This window comes from Kitasatospora sp. NPDC053308, from assembly GCF_055585785.1.
This window is the reverse complement of the sequence record NZ_JBVJJY010000001.1, coordinates 611,383-631,950: the sequence shown is the minus strand read 5'-3', so window position 1 is coordinate 631,950 and position 20,568 is coordinate 611,383. Positions and strand designations below refer to the sequence as shown.

At 75.6% G+C, this 20,568-nt stretch carries 14 protein-coding genes and 1 tRNA gene; 2 read left to right on the top strand and 13 right to left on the bottom strand.

The features are described 5' to 3' along the window. The first annotated feature begins 17 nt into the window (after window positions 1-17). Window positions 18-947, top strand: coding sequence for an ATP-binding cassette domain-containing protein (locus tag ACZ6Y7_RS02880; protein ID WP_465756072.1), 930 nt, complete (start codon window positions 18-20; stop codon window positions 945-947). Beyond that, complete coding sequence (locus ACZ6Y7_RS02875) at window positions 944-2,629, top strand: ABC transporter permease (protein WP_465756071.1); 1,686 nt, start codon at window positions 944-946, stop codon at window positions 2,627-2,629. The genes ACZ6Y7_RS02880 and ACZ6Y7_RS02875 overlap by 4 nt, the downstream gene beginning before the upstream one ends. 148 nt (window positions 2,630-2,777) lie before the next feature. Here ACZ6Y7_RS02875 and ACZ6Y7_RS02870 read toward each other — a convergent pair. The 13 genes from ACZ6Y7_RS02870 to bldG form a co-directional block, all read right to left on the bottom strand. Next, a tRNA-Thr gene (locus tag ACZ6Y7_RS02870) sits at window positions 2,778-2,854 on the bottom strand. Window positions 2,855-2,948: 94 nt separating this feature from the next. After that, window positions 2,949-3,599: a leucine efflux protein LeuE gene (gene leuE, locus ACZ6Y7_RS02865; RefSeq protein ID WP_465756070.1), complete on the bottom strand. Its 651-nt coding sequence runs from the start codon at window positions 3,597-3,599 to the stop codon at window positions 2,949-2,951. A gap of 105 nt (window positions 3,600-3,704) precedes the next feature. After that, complete coding sequence (locus ACZ6Y7_RS02860; RefSeq protein WP_465756069.1) at window positions 3,705-5,435, bottom strand: alpha/beta hydrolase; 1,731 nt, start codon at window positions 5,433-5,435, stop codon at window positions 3,705-3,707. Window positions 5,436-5,613: 178 nt separating this feature from the next. Continuing rightward, complete coding sequence (locus ACZ6Y7_RS02855) at window positions 5,614-6,771, bottom strand: alpha/beta hydrolase (RefSeq protein WP_465756068.1); 1,158 nt, start codon at window positions 6,769-6,771, stop codon at window positions 5,614-5,616. Between the two features lie 275 nt (window positions 6,772-7,046). Further along, window positions 7,047-8,258: a DNA polymerase III subunit delta' gene (locus ACZ6Y7_RS02850; protein WP_465756461.1), complete on the bottom strand. Its 1,212-nt coding sequence runs from the start codon at window positions 8,256-8,258 to the stop codon at window positions 7,047-7,049. A gap of 249 nt (window positions 8,259-8,507) precedes the next feature. Continuing rightward, on the bottom strand, window positions 8,508-12,122 hold the full coding sequence (gene tmk / locus ACZ6Y7_RS02845) for a dTMP kinase (protein WP_465756067.1): 3,615 nt from the start codon (window positions 12,120-12,122) through the stop codon (window positions 8,508-8,510). A gap of 341 nt (window positions 12,123-12,463) precedes the next feature. Then, window positions 12,464-15,328 carry a type I DNA topoisomerase gene (topA, locus tag ACZ6Y7_RS02840; protein WP_465756066.1) on the bottom strand — a complete coding sequence of 955 codons (2,865 nt, stop codon included), beginning with the start codon at window positions 15,326-15,328 and terminating at the stop codon, window positions 12,464-12,466. A 349-nt stretch (window positions 15,329-15,677) separates the two neighbouring features. Further along, window positions 15,678-16,136 carry a hypothetical protein gene (locus ACZ6Y7_RS02835; RefSeq protein ID WP_465756065.1) on the bottom strand — a complete coding sequence of 153 codons (459 nt, stop codon included), beginning with the start codon at window positions 16,134-16,136 and terminating at the stop codon, window positions 15,678-15,680. 186 nt (window positions 16,137-16,322) lie between these two features. Next, window positions 16,323-17,855 carry a DUF7059 domain-containing protein gene (locus ACZ6Y7_RS02830; protein WP_465756064.1) on the bottom strand — a complete coding sequence of 511 codons (1,533 nt, stop codon included), beginning with the start codon at window positions 17,853-17,855 and terminating at the stop codon, window positions 16,323-16,325. Window positions 17,856-18,101: 246 nt separating this feature from the next. Continuing rightward, window positions 18,102-18,869, bottom strand: coding sequence for a small secreted protein (locus tag ACZ6Y7_RS02825; protein WP_465756063.1), 768 nt, complete (start codon window positions 18,867-18,869; stop codon window positions 18,102-18,104). Between the two features lie 176 nt (window positions 18,870-19,045). Then, a complete protein-coding gene (locus ACZ6Y7_RS02820; protein ID WP_465756062.1) occupies window positions 19,046-19,414 on the bottom strand; it encodes a cyclophilin-like fold protein in 369 nt (122 codons plus the stop codon). A gap of 142 nt (window positions 19,415-19,556) precedes the next feature. Further along, on the bottom strand, window positions 19,557-19,976 hold the full coding sequence (locus ACZ6Y7_RS02815) for an ATP-binding protein (RefSeq protein ID WP_465756061.1): 420 nt from the start codon (window positions 19,974-19,976) through the stop codon (window positions 19,557-19,559). 159 nt (window positions 19,977-20,135) lie between these two features. After that, window positions 20,136-20,477, bottom strand: a complete 342-nt coding sequence (gene bldG, locus ACZ6Y7_RS02810; protein WP_316522720.1) for an anti-sigma factor antagonist BldG — start codon at window positions 20,475-20,477, stop codon at window positions 20,136-20,138. Window positions 20,478-20,568 lie beyond the last annotated feature (91 nt).

Below are 20,568 nucleotides of genomic sequence, written 5' to 3'. Positions count from 1 at the left end.
TATCTGCCGAACGGCAGATGTCCGGACGGGCTCCGCCCGGAAGCATTCCGGACGTGACCGAACTCCGGATCCTCGACCTGACCAAGGAGTACCGCGGCGGCAAGCGCGCGGTGGACTCCTTCTCGCTGACGCTGCGGCCCGGCGTGCTCGGCCTGCTCGGTGCCAACGGCGCCGGCAAGTCGAGCCTGATGCGCGTCCTGGCCACCGTCACCCGGCCCACCGCGGGCCGGGTGCTCTGGGAGGGGGTGGACATCGCCCGCCGCCCCGGTCCGCTGCGCCGTGTCGTCGGCTACCTCCCCCAGGACTTCGGCGTCTACCCGCAGCTCACCGCCCGTGAGTTCCTCGGCTACCTGGCGGCCGCCAAGGGGATGCGGCGGCGCGCCGCGCGGGCCAGGATCGACGAACTGCTCGACCTGGTCAACCTGTCGGGCGCGGCCGGGCAGCGGCTCGGCGCGATGTCCGGCGGGATGCGCCAACGGGTCGGCATCGCCCAGGCGTTGCTCAACGACCCGGCGCTGCTGATCGTGGACGAGCCGACGGTCGGGCTGGATCCGGAGGAGCGGCTGCGCTTCGGCAGCCTGCTGAGCGGGCTCGGCGCCGACCGGATCGTCGTGCTGTCCACCCACATCGTCCCGGACGTGGCCGCCACCGCCGACCGGATCGCCGTCATGGGGCACGGCCGGCTGCTCGCGCACGGCACCCCGGAGCAGTTGCTGCGCCAGGCCGAGGGCGCGGTCTGGGAGTTGACCGTCGGGGCCGACCGGCTGCCGGCGCTGCGCTCGCGGTTCCTGCTCGGCGGCACCACCCGCACTCCGCAGGGCGTCCGGGTGCGGGTGCTGTCCGGGCACCCGCCCGCACCGGAGGCACGGCCCGTCTCCCCACGGCTGGACGACGCCTACCTGCTGCTCACCGCCGCCCCGGCGGCGGCCGAGGGGGTGGCGGCATGACGGCGCGCGTCGGGGCGCTCGCCCTGGCCGACTTCCGGGAGCGTCGGCGGCGGCCCGGGTACCTCGTCGTGCTGCTGGGCACGCTCGCCCTCGGGCTGCTGGCCGCGCCGGTCGGCGACTCCCGCTGGCAGGTGTTCCAGGTGACGGACCTGCACGGCCGCTACACCAGCGGCTACGTGGGCACGGTGACGGCGCTCGGCGGCGCGGTCTGGCTCTCGCTGGCGGGCTTCGGCATCGCCCGCGGCGCGATCCCCCGGGACGAGCAGGGCGGCGTCGGCCGGCTGCTCGCCGCAACCCCGCTGAGCCGGACGGCCTACCTGGCGGGCAAGTTCGGCGGCAACCTGCTGCTGTTCGGCTCCATGCTGCTCGCCCTCGTCGGGACGGCGCTCGCGGTGCAGCTGCTCAAGGGCGACTCGGGCCGGGTGGACGTGGTGCGGCTGCTGCTGCCGTACGCCCTGATCACCCTGCCGCTGCTGGCGGCGGTGGCCGGGTGCGCGGTGCTCTTCGACACCCTGCCGGCGCTGCGCGGCGGGCTGGGGGCGGCGGTCTGGTTCGCCGTCTGGCTGGTCCTCGTCCTGGGCGGGCAGGCGGGCGGCGGGCTGGACGTGCTGGGCATGCGGCGGATCACCGCGTCGATCCGGGAGACGCTCTCGGCGGGCGGACGGCCGGTGGACGGCGTGGAGTTCGGGGTCGGGCTGACGGCGGACGACCGGGTGCTCGGCACCTTCGACTGGCCCGGCCTCGGACCGGGCGAGGCGGGCGGGCCGGCCGTCACGGGACTGCTGCTGACCGCGGCGGCGGTCGGGCTCGCCCTGCTCGGGGCGCTCTGGTTCCGGCGCTTCGACGGGGCGGAGGCCCGCCCGGGTGCGGCTGGGCTCCGACCGAGTGCGGCTGGGCTCCGACCGGGTGCGGCTGGGCTCCGACCGGGGAGGGTGCGGCTCCGCCCGGGTGTCACGGGGGTGCGCCCGGGCGGACGGGGGGCCCGCGGAACCGTCCGGGAGGACGGCGGGCGAGGCGGCGCCGCCGCGCCGGAGAGCGAGCCGGCCGCCTTCGTCCTGGATCCGGCCCGGCTGACCCCGGCCCAGAGCGGCGGCACGGTGCTCGCCGCGCTGGTCGGCGAGCTGCGGATCCTGGTGCGGGCGCAGCGGTGGTGGTGGGCCGGGGCCGCCGTGATCACGGCCCTGGCGCTGGGCGTCGCCCCGGACGGGCCGAGCCACGCCGTCCTGCCCTTCGCGATGCTCTGGCCGGTGCCGCTCTGGTCCCTGCTGGGCCACCGCGCGGGCGGCGGCAGCATCGACGAACTGCTCGGCGCCTGCCCCTCCCCACTCCGCCGGGAGCTGGCCGCCCTGCTCGCCGGGGTGCTCCCGGCCCTGGCCGTCGCGGCCGGGTCGGTGGTCCGGCTGCTCGGCGCCGGAGAGTCCCGGGCCGCCGCGGGCGCCGTGGCCGGGGCGCTGTTCATCCCCGCCCTGGCCCTGCTCTGCGGCACCGTCAGCGGTGGCCCCCGGCTGTTCCAGACCGTCTACCCGCTGCTCTGGTACGGGATGATCAACCACGTCGGCGGCCTGGACTTCCTCGGTGCCTCGGGGGAGCGCGCCCCGGCCCCGACGGTGGTCGCGGGCCTGGCCGCCGCCCTGGCACTCGGCTCGCTCACGATCGGCGCGATACGCCACGCCACCCGCTGAGCCCGCCCCCCTGGATCCGGCCCGCCCCGATCCGGCCCCCGGCCACGCCCGGACGCCGCTCGGTCCAAGGACGGCGGGAGGCTTGCCCACTCCCCTGGTCATGTGAATGAGTAAACCCCAGGTCAGAAGCCTGACCTGGGGTTCATCGTGGAGCCGCCTGCGGGATTCGAACCCGCGACCTACGCATTACGAGTGCGTTGCTCTGGCCAACTGAGCTAAGGCGGCACCGTTGCCACGTGTGGTGGCAACGCGGGCCAGTCTACACAGGTTCGCGGGTGATCCGTACCGGGATACCCCCGGGGCGGATCAGGCGGGCGGATCAGGCGGAGGAGACGGCGAGCTTGGCGGCGAAGCCGGCGAAGAGGACGGCGACGCCGCTGGTGAGGGTGGCGGAGAGGCGCTTGCGGCGGCGGAAGGCGGTGGCGAGGGTGGTGCCGGCGAAGATCAGCAGGGAGAGGTAGAGCAGGCTGAAGGTCTGCAGGACGCCGCCGAGGAGGGCGAAGGACAGGACGGGCTGCCCGTAGGACGGGTCGACGAACTGGGTGAAGAAGGAGAGCAGGAAGAGGATCGCCTTCGGGTTGAGGAGGCTGACCACCAGGGCGCGGCGGAAGGGGTTCTCGGCGGACTCGGGGACCGGCTCGGCGGCGGGGTCGGCCGCGGTCCGGCGCTCCCGCCAGAGCTGCCGGGCGGCGCGGAGCATGCCGTAGCCGATCCAGAGCAGGTAGGCGGCGCCGCCGAACTTGACCACCGCGAAGACGGCCGGGTTGGCCTTCAGCAGGGAGGCCGCGCCCAGCGAGGTGAGGCTGATCAGGGTGAGGTCGCCGACGAAGACGCCGGCGGCGGCCCGGTAGCCGGTCCGGATGCCCTTGCGGGCCGCGACGGACAGCACGTAGAGGGAGTTGGGGCCGGGCAGCAGGACGATGACGAGGGCGCCGAGGACGTACGTCGCCAGGTCGTTGACTCCGAGCACGATGCGCTCCGGTGAGGGGAAGGGCAGGAGGGGGCGCTCATCGTAACGTCGTACCGGCGAGTGATTGAAGCGAGAACCACCTCCGGCCCGACCGCGGCCCCCGCCCTACCGGTCGCAGCGCTTGCCCTGCTCAGGGGCCTCCCCGGTCAACAGGAAGCGGTTCACCGCGCCGTCCACGCAGGCGCTGTGCCGGCCGTACGCGGTGTGGCCGTCCCCGTCGAAGGTGAGCAGCCGGCCGGACTCCAGCTGCCCGGCCAGCGACCGCGCCCAGGCGTACGGGGTGGCCGGGTCGCGGGTGGTGCCGACGACGACGATCGGGGCGGCGCCGGCCGACCGGATGGTGTGCGCCGCCCCGGTGGCCCGCACCGGCCAGTAGGCGCAGGTCAGCGCCATCCAGGCCATGCCGCGCCCGAAGTGCGGCGAGACCCGCTCGAAGTCCGGCACCGCCCGCTGGACGTCCTCCGGCCCCCGGAACGGCGCGGGCAGGTCGAGGCAGTTCACCGCGGTGTTGGCGGACATCAGGTTGGGGTACGAGCCGTCCGCCTCGCGCCCGTAGTACGCGTCGGACAGTCTCAGCAGGCCGGTGCCGTCGCCGGCCTCGGCGTCGCCGAGCGCGGTGCGCAGCTTGGGCCAGAGGAAGTCCGCGTACAAGGCCTCGATGACGCCGGTGGTCGCCTGGGACTCGGTGAGCCGACGGCCCTTGTCTCCGGTGGGCAGCGGGGCCGCCCGGACGGTCGCGAACAGGGCGGTGAGCTGCTCGCCGACCTGCTGCTCCGTCCGGCCGAGCGGGCAGTCCTCGCGCTTGGCGCAGTCCTCGGCGAACGCGGCCCAGGCGGTCTCGAAACCGCCGGCCTGGGTGCGGTTGCCGGTGACGGAGTCGAGCGCCGGGTCCATCGCGCCGTCCAGCACCAGGCGGCCGACCCGGCCCGGGAAGAGCCCGGCGTAGGTGGCGCCGAGGAAGGTGCCGTAGGACTTGCCGACGAAGTTCAGCCGCTCGTCGCCCAGCAGCGCGCGCAGCACGTCCATGTCGCGGGCGGCCTCGACGGTGCTGAGGTGGCCGAGCGCCGCTCCGGCCTGGCGGCGGCAGCCCTCGGCGAACTCCTTGTCGGCGGCGACCAGCGCGTCGATGCCCTGCTGGTCACCGGGGGAGAGGCCGACGGCGGCGAAGGCGTCCATCCGGTCCCCGTTCAGGCAGCTGACCGGGCTGCTGCGGCCCACCCCGCGCGGGTCCAGGCCGACCAGGTCGTACGCGGCGCGCACCCCGCGGTCGTACGTCCCGGCGGCGGACTCCAGGTACTCCACCGCCGAGCCGCCCGGCCCGCCCGGGTTGAGCAGCAGCGAACCGAGCCGCTGCCCCGGCCCGCCCGCGCCCGGACCGGCCGAAGCCGTGCCAGCCGCACCGGCCCCGGCCCCGGCCACCGAACCCGCGTCGGCCACCGGGCCCGCACCGGCCGCGCCCGCCGCCGGAGGTTCGGCCGGCGCACGGGCGGCGGACAGGGTGAGCTCGCCCTCCCCCGGGTGGTCGTAGTCCAGCGGCACCCGGAACGTCGTGCACTCGAAGCCGCCGTCGCACGGCTGCCAGGCCAGCCGCTGCGCGTAGTACGAGGCGAGCGCGGCCGGAACGGCGGCGGGCAGCGGCTCCAACGGGGTGACCCCGCCGACGCCCGGAGCCGCGGCAGCCCCGGAGCCGGCCGCCCCGGCCGAGTCGGAGGAGGCCGCGTCCGGCAGCCCGGCCGGCCCCGGGCCGCAGCCGCCCGCCAGCAACCCGACGACCAGTGCCGCGGCCGACACCCGCGCCGCCGCTACCGCTACCCGCACCCGCCCGAAGGCCCTCATCCGGTTGCTCTCCTCGGTGGATGGAAGGAAGGAAGAAAGGAAGGAACGTAGAGTCAGGACCGCGAACACGGTGACGCGGTGACGCGGTGACGCGCGAACGCCGGACCGGGAGGGGGAACGCCGCTGCCCGGTACCCACCCTGGGGCACCGGGCAGCGTAGCGCCCGCTCGGCCGACGCTCAGGACGCCTTGGCCAGCGCCTCGGCCAGGAACTGTGCCGCCTGTCGGACCAGCCGCAGCCGCTCCCGGTCGGGCGTGTAGTCCTGCACGTTGTCCGAGATCCGCACGTCCGCCTTGGCCGCCGGTCCCGGACCGGCCTTGAGCGAGGCCTGGAGCTTGCGGGCCGCGTCCAGCCCGGCGGCATCGGCCTTCGCGGCGGCCAGCAGCAGCTTGGCCGCGCTGCCGGTCGGGGCCTCGGCGCCGGTCTGGGTGAGCGCCGCCGCGTCGTACCGGCCGGAGACCGCCGCGGCCGCGCCGTACAGGTCGGGACGGGCCAGCCCGGCGGCGGCCGCGCAGGGTGCACCGCCCTCGACCCCGAGGGCGCCCCAGGAGGACGGCGACGGGGGCAGGGTCCGGAAGGAGGCCGCGATGGTGGTGCGCAGGTTCGCGTCGTCGGCGACGGCGGCCGGGGCGGCGGCGACCAGCTCGCAGGGGTGCGCGGTGCCGTTCGGCGCCTCGGGGGCGACCAGGATGAAGGGACGGGACTTGCCGCTCTGCAGCGCCGCACCGATGCCCTCGAAGACGTCCGGGACCTCCGCGTCGGCGGTCTTGCGCGGCTCGGCCGCGTGCATCACCACGACCGGGAAACGCGCGCTGGGCTCCTTGGCGTACTGCGGCGGCAGCCAGACCCGGACGTTGCGCGGGCGCCCGTCGGGGCCGAGCACCGCGGACTGGAGCAGCTCTCCGCCCCCGGGGTGGCCGACGCTGTCGAAGCGGCTGACCACGGCGGGGGGCGTGGTGGCGGCAGCGGGCGGCTCGGTGGCCGCGGGCGGCACCGCCTGCTGCCGGGCCGCCGCCCCGGCGGCCGTACCCGCTCCCGCACCGGCCCCGCCGCCCGCGCCCGTCGCGTCGACGACCGGCTCCGCCCGGTCCGGCTGCCGGTCGCCCCGGCTCAGGCCGCCGAAGGCACCGAGCGCCGTGAGCAGCGTCAACCCGGTGACGCAGATCCCGCAGACCATCGCCCCGGCCGCCCGCACCAGCATCGGCCACCGGTCCCCGGCCAGCTCGTAGGTCTCGGCGGCGCGCAGGTCACGCCACCGCTGGAGGGCACCGCGGGCCAGCCAGACCCCGCCGAGAGCGGCGGCCAGCAGGGGGATGACGAGGAGTGAACGAACCATGCGACGACGCACCGCCTCGGGAGGAGGGCCGACGCCGGACCGGACCCGGCGCGTACGGGGACGACCGGGCCCGGCTCCGGGCGCAGTCGGCCCCCAGCGTGCACAACCGGCGGACGGTCACACGCGGGTGTGCCCGGCGCGTACCGCTCGTTCACTCGAAGGTGGGACAGCGCACCGGCTCCGGAAGGCGTAGGGCGGGCGTACGACCGTCACCCGACGCCCGATGGAGGCGGCCCGACGAAGGCGGCCCCCCACGGCAGCCGCCCCCGGCCGGTTCAGCCCGCGCGCAGCGCCACCGTCATCGCCTCGACCGCGAGCAGCGGGTCCACGTTGCGGTCCAGTGCCTGGCGGCAGGCCAGCACCGCCTCGATCCGGCGCAGCGTGGCCTCCGCCGGACCGGCCTGGGCGACCCGGTTCAGCGCCTGCCGCTGGTCCTCGTTGGCGAGCGCGCCGGTCGAGCCGAGCTGGATCGCCAGCACGTCCCGGTAGAAGCCGAGCAGGTCGAGCAGGGCGACGCCGAGGGTCTCCCGGCGGGTGCGGGTGGCGCGGCTCTTCTGCCGCTTCTCCAGCTCCTTGACCGCCCCGGCCATGCCGCGCGGCGCCTTGCCGCCCTCGGACGCGCCGTAGGCGGCCTTGAGGTCGTCGGTCTCCTTGGCGTCCTGGGTCTCGGCGAGCGCCTCGGCGTCGGCCTTGGCGGTGTCGACCAGGCGCTGGGCGGCGGCCAGACAGCCGCCGATGTCGCCGACCTCCAGCGGGATCCGCAGCACCTCCGCCCGACGGTTGCGGGCCTGCTCGTCGACGGCGAGGCGGCGCGAGCGCTCGATGTCGCCCTGACCGGCGAGCGCGGCGAGCCGGGCGGTCTCCGGGTCCACGCCGTCACGGCGGACCAACTGGTCGGCGACCGCCTCGGCGGCGGGGGTGCGCAGCACCAGCAGGCGGCAGCGCGAGCGGATGGTCGGCAGCACGTCCTGGACAGAGGGCGCGCAGAGCAGCCAGACGGTGCGCGGGGAGGGCTCCTCCACGCCCTTGAGCAGCGCGTTCGCGGCGGCTTCGGTGAGACGGTGGGCGGCGTCCACCAGGATCACCGACCAGCGGCCGCCGGTCGGGTAGCTGGAGGCGCGCAGCACCAGGTCCCGCATGTCGCCGACACCGATCGACAGGCCGTCGGTCCGGACGTACTTCACGTCGGCGTGGCTGCCGGCCAGCACGGTGTGGCAGCCGTCGCAGAACCCGCAGCCGGGCGTGCCGCCCAGCGCGAGGTCGGGGCTGGTGCACTGGAGGGCGGCGGCAAAGGCGCGCGCCGCGGTGACCTGCCCGGCCCCGGGCGGGCCGGTGAACAGCCAGGCGTGCGTCATCAGGGAGGCGTTCCCGCCATGGTCCGGGGCCGCCCCGCGACCGGCCTCGACCGTCGCCCCGGCCGCCCGGGCGGCCGCGGTCAGCTGCTCGACCACCCGCTCCTGGCCCACCAGGTCGTCCCAGACGGCCACTGCTGCTCCCAAGCTCCGTACGGCAGCGCCCGCAGCGCCTCTTCCCCGCCGTCGAGCATACGTCTCCACCCCGACACCCACTGCTCCGTCCGGGTCACGGCGGGCGGCGGACAGCGACAGCGGGCAGCGGCAGCGGGCAGCGGGCAGCGGCGGGCGCCTGCGGGAGGGGAAGGCACCCCGTGCGACGCCGCACAGCATGACGGCGCCGCCGGGGATCCACCCCGACGGCGCCGCCCCCACCGTGCCCGGTCAGCCCCGGCGGCCCCAGCGACGGCCCTTGCCCTTGCCTTCGCGGTCGCCCTTGCCGCCCTCACGCGGGTCCGCACCGCTCTGTGGGGCGCCCTGCGACGGGCCGCCGTGCTCCCAGCGGGCCCACTCGTCGTGCGAGCCGAGCAGGGTGTCGGTGAGGCTCGGCAGGTCGTCCATCGGCGTCTCCTCGGCCCACTCCGGCCGCGTCCGCTCGACGGTCGGCTGCGCCTGCGCCTGCGCCTCGGCCTGCTGCTCCGGCCGGGCCTGCTGCTGCCAGGCCTGCGGCCGCTGCTGCGGCTGCACCGGAGGCTGCTGCTGGGGGTGCGGCTGCACCGGAGGCTGGGGCTGTACCGGAGGCTGCGGCTGCGGCTGCACCGGAGGCTGCTGCCGCGGCCGAGCCGCCGGCGCCCCGCCGACCACCGGCAGCTCGCGCGTCCCGTCCACCGGGCCCGACTCGACCCGGGGCAGCACCTCGGTCCGGTCGGCCTCCGCCGGGACCTTCGGCAGCACGGCGGTCTCGTCCACCGCCGAAGCGGGCACCACCGGCAGCTTGGCGGTCTCGTCCACCGCGCCCGCGGCCACCGCCGTCTGGCGCGCCGCCGCGGCCTCCGCCGCCCGGACAGCGGACTGCCGGTCGCGCAGCGACAGCTCACGAGTCGCCTCGTCCCCGAGCCCCTCCGCCGACTCCCGCGGAGCGCCCTGCCCGGGCGATGCCTGAACCGACGAGCCCTGACCAGCCGAACCGTGCCCAGGAACACCCTGCCCAGGAGCACCCTGCCCAGCCGAGCCCTGCGCAGCCGAACCCCGCCCAGGAGCGCCCTGCCCAGGAGCACCCTCCGGAGCCTCCCGGACCGCCCGCAGCTCCGTGGTCACATCGTCCCCGGCCGCCGCTCGCCCGCCGGCCCGGTCCGCCGCCGTCTCGGCCGCCGCAGCCGCGGCCGCCAGCGCGGCGGCCTGCGCCAGCCGGGCCTCCTCGGCCCGCTGCAGCGCCTCCTCCGCCCGGCGCCGCTGCTCCTCGCGGGCGAGCTCCCGCTGCCGCTGCAGCTCCGCCTGAGCGGCCGCCTCGTCCGCGATCCGCTTGCGCTCGGCGGCCTCGGCCGCCAGCCGCGCCTCCTCGGCGGCGCGCAGCTCGGCCTCCTCCGCGGCGCGGCGCTCGGCCTCTTCCTGCGCCCGGCGGCGGGCCTCCTCCTCGGCCTTGCGCCGGGCCTCGGCGGCGGCCCGCTCGGCCTCCTCCTTGGCCAGCCGCTCCTTCTCCGCCTGCTCGGCGCGCAGCTGCGCCAGCAGCTCCTGCCGCTTGCGCTCGGCGGCCTCCTCCTCGGCCCTCTTGCGGGCCTCCTCCGCGGCGCGGCGCTCGGCCTCCTCGCGGGCGAGGCGCTCCCGCTCGGCGCGGGCGGCCTTCTCCTGCTCGGAGAGCGGCAGCTCGCGGTCGAGCCGGTGCCGGATGGCGGTGGTGACGAAGCCGGGGGCCTGGCTGCCGTCGACGACCAGGTAGCGGGCCGGATCGGCGGCCGCGAGGGCGAGGAAGCCGGCCCGGACCCGCTGGTGGAACTCGGTGGGCTCGGACTCCAGCCGGTCCAACGCCTCGGTGAACCGCTCCCGGGCCCGGGTGGGGTCGACGTCCAGCACGACGGTCAGGTCGGGCAGCAGTCCGCCGGTGGCCCAGCGGGAGATCCGGGCGACCTCGGTCGCGGCCAGGTCGCGCCCGGCGCCCTGGTAGGCGATGGAGGAGTCCATGTACCGGTCGGTGATCACCACGGCGCCGCGGGCGAGGGCCGGGCGGATGACGTTCTCGACGTGCTCGGCGCGGTCGGCGGCGTAGATCAGCGCCTCGGCGCGGTGGGACAGACCGGTGTTGCCGACGTCCAGGACGAGACCGCGCAGCCGCTGGCCGACCGGGCTGCCGCCGGGCTCGCGGGTGAGCACGACCTCGTGCCCCTTGCCGCGGATCCACTCGGCGAGGGCCTGGGCCTGGGTGGACTTGCCGGCGCCGTCGCCGCCCTCCAGGGCGATGAAGAAGCCGGTGCCGGCGCCCCGGTGCGGCACCGGACCGGCGGCGCCGCGCACCGCGTCCACCAGGTCCCGGCCGAACGGCACGGTGCCGCGGCGGTCGTCGGTGCGCAGCAGCACGACGGCGGCGAGCACCAGCGTGAGCAGCCCCGCGGTGGCGACGGCCAGTGCCGCGCCGCCGTGGATGAAGGTGAAGGAGCCGGGCTCGACGGTGCCGTACTCGACGTCCCCGTAGGCGGCGGCGATCAGCGGGACGCCGACCAGCGCGGCGGCGACGACGACCCGCAGCACCGCGAACAGGTGCTCGGTGACCTTCGGCAGCCGGGCCTCCTCGACCTCCTGGGCGAGCAGGGTGCGGCCGGTCGAGATGACGATCCCGGCGGCCAGCGCGGCCAGCACGGTGAGCAGCAGGACGAGGACGTAGTCCAGCACCAGGCCGGCCAGGATCAGCGCGACGCCCTCGGTGAGCAGCGCCAGCGCGAGCAGCCGCCGACGGGACAGCGAGGGCAGGGTGGCCCGGGTGAGCCGGGCACCGAGGGCGGGGGTCCCGGTGGCGGCGAGCACGATCAGGCCGTAGCCGATCGGCCCGGCCCGGTGTTCGGCGGCGGTGAGCAGCGCGAGCGCGGCGACGCCCGCCATCGAGGCGAAACCGGCCGCGACGGCGAAGGTGAAGTAGGGGGCGCTGCCGGTGCGGCCCTTGCCGAGGGCGGGCCCGGGGGCCGCGTCGGTCGGGGCGCGCAGGCCCTGCAGCGGGGAGACCGGGGCGACGGCCACCGGGCCGCCGGGCAGCTGCTGGAGGTAGCCGCGGGCCGCCGAGGCGGCGAACAGCCCGGCCGCGCCGAGCGCCGCGAAGGTGAGCTGGTGGGCGCGCAGCCAGTTCGAGCCGCTCGCCGCGCCGATGTTGTTGAGCAGCGTGAAGCCGACCAGGCCGACGGCCGCCAGCGGCAGGGTGACCCAGCCGGTGAAGCGGTCGACGGCCCGGACGGTCTCCAGGTGGGCGGCGGCGGGCCGCTGCTCGGCGGCCGGGGCGTAGGGGTTCGCGGGCGGCAGCAGCCCGGGGACGGCGGCGGCCTCGGCGATCCCCCAGACCCGCTCGGCGGCACCGGTGACGAACACGGTGGCGAGCAGGACGTAGGTCGCGGCCCCGGAGGGCTTGGAACCGGAGCCCAGCCAGACGCTCCACCAGGGTGCGAGCCCGATCAGCAGGGCGCGCAGCACGTCGGCGCCGAACAGCGTCCAGCGCCGGTCCAGCGTGCCCGTGACCAGCCGGTGCACCGGTCCGAGCAGCGCCACGCCGACCAGGCCGGTGGCCAGCACCCGGGCGGCGAGGACCACGGCGAGGGCGAAGGCGAGGCTGCGCGGCAGGTCGCCGAACACTCCGCCCTGGGCGGCGGCGATCACGGTGAGCGCGAGCAGCACCAGCAGGCCGAGCCGGTCGGCGGTACCGCCGATCAGCTGGGTGGTCCACAGCCGCCGGTAGGCACGTGTCCGCAGCAGCGCCCGGGCCCGGTCCGCCGGGGTCCCGGCGGGCGCGACCTCGGGCAGGTCGGGCAGGGCGGCTCTGGCGGCCGGGGCGGCGCTGGGGGTGGGCTGCTCCTCGCTCGTCATACGGTCAGCGTAGCGGTCGGGGCATGCCCGGATCGTGGCGAGCGGGGTTCCGGATCCGGCTCATCACCGGGTTGTGACGTTCCCCGCACAGATCCCCGCACGCCCGCCCGCACGGATCCCCGCGCTCCTCCCGCACGGATCCCCGCGCTATTCCCACACAGATCCCCGCACGCCTCTCGCACGGGTCCCCGCACTCATCCCCGCACTCATCCCCGCACAGATCCCCACACCGCTCCTCGCGCCGGCCCGGGACGCACTGCCGCTCTCACCCCGGCCGCCCCGGAAAACCGCGGGCCCGCACTCCCCCTTGGGAGTGCGGGCCCGTCGGCGCCGTCGCAGGATCAGCCCTCGTCGGTGACCGCGGTCTTGCTCGCGGTCGTCTTCTTGGCCGCCGTCTTCTTCGCCGCCGCCGTCTTGGTGGTGGTCTTCTTGGCGGCGGTCTTCTTCGCGGCCGCGGTCTTGGTCGCCGCCGTCTTGGTCGCCGTCGCCTTCTTGGCCGCCGTCTTCTTCGCCGGGGCCTTCTTCGCCGCCTTCTTCACCGGCCCGCGCGCCCGCTTCTCGGCGAGCAGCTCGTAGCCGCGCTCCGGCGTGATGGTCTCGACGTCGTCGTCCTTGCGGAGCGTGGCGTTGGTCTCGCCGTCGGTCACGTACGGCCCGAAGCGGCCGTCCTTGACCACCACCGGACGCTCGCTGACCGGGTCGGTGCCCAGTTCCTTGAGCGGCGGGGCGGCGGCGGCCCGGCCGCGCTGCTTGGGCTGGGCGTAGATCGCCAGCGCCTCGTCGAGGGTGATCGTGAAGAGCTGGTCCTCGCTGGTGAGCGAGCGGGAGTCGGTGCCGCGCTTGAGGTACGGGCCGTAGCGGCCGTTCTGCGCGGTGATCTCGGCGCCCTCGGGGTCCGTGCCGACCACGCGCGGCAGCGAGAGCAGCCGCAGCGCGTCCTCCAGGGTGACGGTGTCCAGCGACATCGTCTTGAACAGCGAGGCGGTGCGCGGCTTGACCGCGTTCTTGCCGGTCTTGGGCGTGCCCTCGGGCAGGATCTCGGTCACGTAGGGGCCGTAGCGGCCGTCCTTGGCGACCAGCATGTTGCCGGTGACCGGGTCCGGGCCGAGCTCGAAGTCGCCGCTGGGCTTGGCCAGCAGTTCCTCGGCCAGCTCGACGGTGAGCTCGTCCGGCGGCAGGTCGTCCGGGACGTCGGCGCGCCGGCCGGGCTCGCCCTCGACGGCGGAGGCGCGCTCGACGTACGGGCCGTAGCGGCCGACCCGCAGGGTGAGGTCGTCGCTGATCCGGAACGAGCTGATCTCCCGGGCGTCGATCGCGCCGAGGTCGGTGACCAGTTCCTTCAGGCCTCCCAGGTGGTCGCCGTCGCCGTTGCCGGCCTCGGCGGCGGCACCGGCCGCGCCCTCGCCCTCGCCGAAGTAGAAGCGCTTCAGCCACGGCACGGACTGCGCCTCGCCGGCGGCGATCCGGTCGAGGTCGTCCTCCATCTTGGCGGTGAAGTCGTAGTCGACCAGCCGGCCGAAGTGCTTCTCCAGCAGGTTGACCACGGCGAAGGAGAGGAACGACGGGACGAGCGCCGTGCCCTTCTTGAACACGTACCGGCGCTGGATGATCGTGTCGATGATCGACGCGTAGGTGGAGGGGCGGCCGATCTCCCGGTCCTCCAGCTCCTTGACCAGCGAGGCCTCGGTGTAGCGGGCCGGCGGCTTGGTGGCGTGGCCCTCCGGGGTGATCCGCTCGGCGGCCAGCGGGTCGCCCTGGGCGACCTGCGGCAGCCGGCGCTCGCGGTCGTCGAGCTCGGCATTCGGGTCGTCGGCGCCCTCGACGTAGGCCTTGAGGAAGCCGTGGAAGGTGATGATCTTGCCGGAGGCGGAGAACTCGACGTCCCGGCCGTCGGCGGAGGCGCCGCCGACCCGGACGGTGACGGACTGGCCGACGGCGTCCTTCATCTGGGAGGCGACGGTGCGCATCCAGATCAGCTCGTACAGCCGGAAGTCGTCGCCGGTCAGGCCGGTCTCGGCGGGGGTGCGGAAGCGGTCGCCGGAGGGGCGGACGGCCTCGTGCGCCTCCTGCGCGTTCTTGACCTTGCTGGCGTAGGTGCGCGGGGCGTCCGGCAGGTAGTCGGCGCCGTACAGCTGGGTGACCTGGGCGCGGGCGGCCGCGATCGCGGTGTCCGACAGCGTGGTGGAGTCGGTGCGCATATAGGTGATGAAGCCGTTCTCGTACAGCTTCTGGGCCACCTGCATGGTCCGCTTGGCGCCGAAGCCCAGCTTGCGGCTGGCCTCCTGCTGGAGCGTGGTGGTGCGGAACGGCGCGTACGGCGAGCGGCGGTAGGGCTTGGACTCGACGCTGCGGACGCTGAACGCGGTCTGCTCCAGGGCGGCGGCCAGCTGCCGGGCGGCCTGCTCGTCCAGGTGCAGGGTGTTGGTGCTGCCGGCCTTCAGCTGCCCGTCGGAGCCGAAGTCGCGGCCGCTGGCGATCCGCTTGCCGTCGACCGAGGCGAGGCGGGCGCCGAAGGTCTCCGGGTTGGCGGCGTCGGCCGGGGTGCGGCCGGTGCCGAAGGTGCCGACCAGGTCCCAGTACGAGGCGGTGCGGAAGGCCATCCGCTCGCGCTCGCGCTCGACCACCAGCCGGGTGGCGACGGACTGCACGCGGCCCGCCGACAGCTTCGGCATGACCTTCTTCCACAGCACCGGCGAGACCTCGAAGCCGTAGAGGCGGTCGAGGATGCGCCGGGTCTCCTGGGCGTCGACCAGGCGCTGGTTGAGCTCGCGCGGGTTGGCCACGGCCTCCTGGATCGCCGACTTGGTGATCTCGTGGAACACCATCCGGTGCACCGGCACCTTGGGCTTGAGCACCTGCTGCAGGTGCCACGCGATGGCCTCGCCCTCGCGGTCCTCATCGGTGGCGAGGAAGAGCTCGTCGGACTCCGCGAGCAGCGACTTCAACTTGCTGACCTGCGACTTCTTGTCCGCGTTCACCACGTAGATGGGCGCGAAGTCGTGGTCGACGTCCACCCCGAGGCGGCGCACCTCGCCGGTGTACTTGTCCGGCACCTCGGCCGCGGTGCTCGGGAGGTCGCGGATGTGCCCGACGCTCGCCTCGACGATGTAGCCGGGGCCCAGGTAGCCCTTGATCGTCTTCGCCTTGGCCGGCGACTCGACAATGACGAGTCGCTGTCCGTGCGCGGTCTCGCTGCTCGGGGACACCTTCGCTCTTCTCTCCCGGTCCTGATGTGGCTGGTCGGCGCGGCAGCACGGGCCGCGCTCCGCCCGACCCCTCCACCGTCCCGGGGTCGCCGCTGCACGACACCCCACCAGCGGAGTGTGACCGTACCCCGGCCACCCTTGTCAAACGGACGGATCCCGCGTTTTCACGTGCCGGGCTCGCCGACGCCACTCGAACGGTAACCCGATGACGGAGGTTCGCGCCCCGTGGAGGGCGGCCTTCGGCAGGTTCCGGAGGATGGAATGACGGATTTCAAGATCTGTCAACGGAAAATCGACGGGCCCCGCCGGAGCCCGCCGTGGCGGCCGGGGCCGGGCGCGGACCGACCGCTCAGCGCACGACCGCGGCCAGCAGCCCGGCGCCCGCCGCCAGGCAGGCCACCCCGAGGGTGCTCCACAGCAGGTCCGCGAGCGCAGGCCGGGCGATCTCCCCGGCCGCCAGGACCACCCGGCCCGGGCGCCGCGGGTCGTAGCAGACGCGCACCGGCGCACCGGGCGCGAAACGGCCCGGACGGCGCAGCGGGGTGTGCCCGCGCGGCCGGGCGAGGACCGGCCCGGCGATCCCGCACGCTCCGGCGCCGCCGACCGAGGGAGGCACCGAGAAGGAGAGCAGCGGCGCGCTGTCCAGCTGACCGTGCGCGTCGTCCTCGGCGACCACCGTGGCGACGGCCGCGACCCCGCGACGGCGCACCCGGTGGCGAAGGCGCACTTCGGCGGCGCACCAGAGCAGCAGCACGCCACCGAAGAGGGCGAGCACCAGCCCGCCCACGGTCGCCGTCGTCGTGTCCACCCCTGCCCCCCGGCTCCCCAGCCCTGTCCACAGCCTGTGGACAGAGCCTCACAGCGGACGGCCAACGGGGGGCAGCTGTTCGGAGACGGCCGGACGAACCAGGGGGTACGGCCGGGTGAACCGGGCCCGGCCGGGCCCGACCGGGCCGCTCGGCGCGCCGGTGCCGCGGGCCCGGCACCCCGGGCGTCAGCGGACCGGCTCGATGAACCCCTGCTCGGTGAGCAGCCGCAGCGACTCCGGCACCCGGTCCCGCAGCACCACCCGGTCCTCACCGAGCAGCTGCGCGATGGCGTCCACGATCTCGCCCGCCGCCAGCGTCCCGTCGCAGACGCCGACGAAGCCGGCCTCCACCGTGTCCACCGTGGTGGCCCGCCGCATGCCGCGGTTGTGACGCAGGACCACGTGCTCCGGGTCCTCCGCGCCGGGCGCGCCGACCTGCTCCTGGACCACCTCGTCGGCCAGCACGTAGCGGGCCGCGAGCAGGCCCGCGTCGTCGTGCGAGCGGAGGAAGTCCTGCCGGTCGAACCAGGCCTCGATGTGCGGGCCGAGCGGCTGCTCCACCGGGTGCGGCCACTCCTCGACCCGGACGGTCGGACGCTCGGCGCCGCTCGCCCGCAGGGTGATCCACCCCATGCCGATGCCCTCGGCCCGGCCCGCCTCGAAGGCGTCCAGCCACTCGCCGTAGCGGGCCTGGTAGTCGCCGCCGGGGCCGCGGTGGTCGCCGCCGTCGCGCAGCCACAACTCGGCGTACTGGGCCACGTCCTGGACCTCGCGCTGGACGACCCAGGCGTCCAGGCCGGTGCCGGCGACCCACCCCGCCAGCCGTTCCCGCCAGTCCTCGCCCTTGACGTGCTGCCAGTTGGCGAGCAGCTGGCAGTAGCCGCCGGGCTCCAGGTGGTCGGCGGCCGAACGGACCAGGCTGCGGCACAGGTCGTCGCCGGCCATGCCGCCGTCGCGGTAGGTGAACCGGCCGGCCGGCGAGATGACGAACGGCGGGTTGGAGACGATCAGGTCGAACCGGCGCTCCCCGACCGGCTCGAAGAGGCTGCCGGCGAGCACCTCGGTGTGGTCGAAACCGGACAGCGCCAGGGTCAGTTCGGTGAAGCGCAGCGCGCGCGGGTTGAGGTCGGTGGCGGTGACGGTGCCCGCGTGCCGGGCCGCGTGCAGCGCCTGCACGCCGGAGCCCGCGCCGAGGTCCAGCGCGGCCCGGACCGGCCGGCGCACGGTGATGTTGGCGAGCGTGGTGGAGGCGCCGCCGACGCCCAGCACCAGGTCCTTGCGGTCCACGCCGTGCGCGGTCTCGCCGGAGCCGATGCCGCCCGCGCCACCCACCGCGCAGCCCAGGTCGGAGACCACCCAGGCGTCCGAACCGGGCATCCCGGCGACCTCGTTGGCGTACGGCCGGACGTCGACGGTGGCGCGCACCAGGTCCCCGTCCGGGCGCAGCCAGCCGTCCGCCAGGCAGTCCTCCACCGGCAGCGCGGCGGCGGCCGCCCGGTACGGCACCGGCTGCTGCAGCAGGAACAGCCGCACCAGCGTCTCCAGCGGGCTTCCGCCGCGCGTCGCGCGCAGGGCCGGAACCGTCTCGCTGCGGGCCAGCGCCGAGTATCCGGCGGGCCCGAGCAGGTCCAGGCACCCGTCGGCGGTGAACGAGGCGGCGAGCAGCGCCTCGCGCAGCTTGGCGAGGCGGGTCGGGTCGAGAACGGGGCTACTGATCACCCCGCCATTGTCCCCCGCCGGTCCCCACCGCCCGCCTCCGGCCGGGCCCGCCGACCAGGAGCCTCCGGCGGGGCCCGAACCGGCCCGCACGCCCCGCCGGGCCTCCGCGCGCCCGGTGGTGAGCCGTCGGGCCCTCAACCCTGTCCGACCCGTCCCGTCGGGCGCGCGACGCCGCCCCACCCCGCGGCGTCGGGGTGGGGCGGCGCGGATCGTCGGACCGGCCCTACGGCGGTGCGTCGGCCCCGATCAGCTCGTGCTGGGCGCCGGGCTGGCGGGGGTGGTGCCCGGAGCGGCCGGGGTGGTGGCACCGGCGGCCGGGCTCGCGGTGTCGGTCGCGCCGGGAGCGGGGGTGGTGGCGGGGGCACCCGGCGTACCCGTCGCGCCGGCGGGCGCCGGGGCGCCGCTCGGGGCGGGGGTCGCGGCCGTGCTCGCACCCGCGCTCGGGGCGGCGGCCGGGGCGGAGGCCGGAGAGGGCTTGCAACCCTCCTGCTTGGCCATCGCGGCGCCGAGGTCGCCGCGCTGCAGCTTGCTCTGCGCCTGGGTGGAGAGCGAGGACAGCTGCTGCAGCTGGTCCCCGACGCTGCGCAGCGCGTCGGCGAACTTCGCCTGGTCGGTGGTGGGCAGCGCGTCCAGCTTCTTCTGGACCTCCTGGTAGCCGTCGGCCGCCTTCTTCAGCTCGTCGACGGTGTCCTTCTGCAGGGTCGCGCCGTCCTGCACCTTGGGCGCACCGGCCGCGTCGATGGCGGTCGCGATGTCCTGGTTGGTCTTGACCAGCCGTCCGATGTCCGTGGAGAGCCGCTTCTGCAGGTCGGCCGGGGTCTCGCCGGTCTTCACCTGGGCAGTGTCGGCCAGCGCGGTCTGGGCCTGGGCGATCGGGTCCTTGGCCGCGCCGCAGACGCTCGACGCCCAGGACTCCAGCTGCTTGCTGTTGTCGTCGCCGCCGCCGCCGCAGCCGACGGCGCCGAACGCCAGCAGCACGCCGAGGGCGGGTACGGCCAGCAGTCGCTTGTTCACCGGGAGGAGCCTTTCGGTTCGGTCGTCATCGGTCGTCGAACCTACACGGCGGCCGTCCGCCCCTCGGTTCCCGGATCCCGCCGCCGGCGCCGACCGGGCCCGGCTCCCGCGACGCCTGCCGGCCGGGATCCAGGACCGGCCCGGAGCCGGGACCCGGGCAAAGTCGCGGCGTCGGCTCAGGCCCGCTCGACCCTGATCGGATCGCCTGGCCGGACGGTGCGCAGCACCCCGGCGTCCCCGTCCAGCGCCCCCAGGATGTTGCACGGACTGGCCAGCCGGCACTCACCGTCACGCGAGATCGGCGTCGGTCCGTACGGCAGCGCGAGGCTGTCCCCGTCGGTCCAGAAGGCGACCGTGCCCGGCTCGACGACCTGTCGGGCGCCGTCCTCGCGCGGCACACTGACGGGCGTGCAGAAGTAGACCTCCTCGCCCCAGGTGCTCGCCGACGACGTGATCGGCAGCTCCGCCCAGAGCGCCTCGGCGGTGGGGGTGGCGGTCAGCGTGGCGGTCGCCTGCCCGGCCGGCCACAGAATGCGGATCCGCATGGACTTCCTCTTCCGCGACGGGATCCGATCAGCGATCGGACCCGGTCGTGCCGGAAGCAGCGAACCGCCACGCTCAACGGTTTGTCAACGCGCGCTCGAAGGGCGGACCTGCCGCCCGCCCCGGAATCACCCGGCAGGGGCCTCAGACCGCGACGGAGGCGACCGAAAGCGGCCAGCTCATCCGGAGCAGGCCGCCGCCCGTACCGTCGGTGACCTCCAAGTCCTCGACCAGACCGGTGATCACGGCGAGTCCCAGGGTGTCCTCCTCCGGCTCGCCGCCCTCGGCGCCGCCCGAGGCCGGGACGGCGGCAGGGCCGGCCTCGTCCTCGACCTCGATGAGGAAACGCTTCTCCTGGTCGGTCAGCGCGACCCGGACCGTGCCGCCGATGCCGCCCCGCTGGTGCAGGCCGACCGCGCGCGAGCACGCCTCACCGACCGCGAGCCGTACCTCGTCGAGCACCGACTCGTCGACCCCGGCCCGTCTCGCGACGGCCGCGGCGACCAGCCGGGCCGTCCGCACGTGCTCGGGAAGCGCGCTGAATCGAAGTTCGACGGTTGCCATCTCTCCCCCTCGGGGTGCTCCGACCGGGGCCGGACGTACGGCCCCTGCGGGGCCGGAGGACCGGCCCAGAGGCGGCCGGGACGCGCCGGGCCGCGCGGGCTCGGGCACCCCGGACGCGAAGAACGGGGCGGGCCGGCCACGGGGGCCGGCCCGGCCGCGTCAGTCGGTCGCCTGGACCGCGTCGTCCACCGAGGTGTGAATCGGGAAGACCTTGGTCAGGCCGGTGATGCGGAAGATCTTCAGGATGCGCTCCTGGTTGCAGACGAGGCGCAGCGAGCCCTCGTGGGCGCGCACCCGCTTCAGACCGCCCACCAGCACACCCAGGCCGGTCGAGTCGAGGAAGTCGACGCCTTCCATGTCGACGACGAGGTGGTACTTGCCGTCGTTGACGAGCTCGACCAGCTGCTCCCGCAGCTTCGGGGCGGTGTACACATCGATCTCGCCGCCAACCTCGACGACCGTGCGATCGCCGACTGAACGGGTCGACAGGGACAGGTCCACGGAACCTCCAGCACCTTGCCTTGCTACGTCATGTGCGATCCTCGGCCGGACGGCCGCCACCGCATGGTCGCGAGCCCGGACGCGCCCAGCC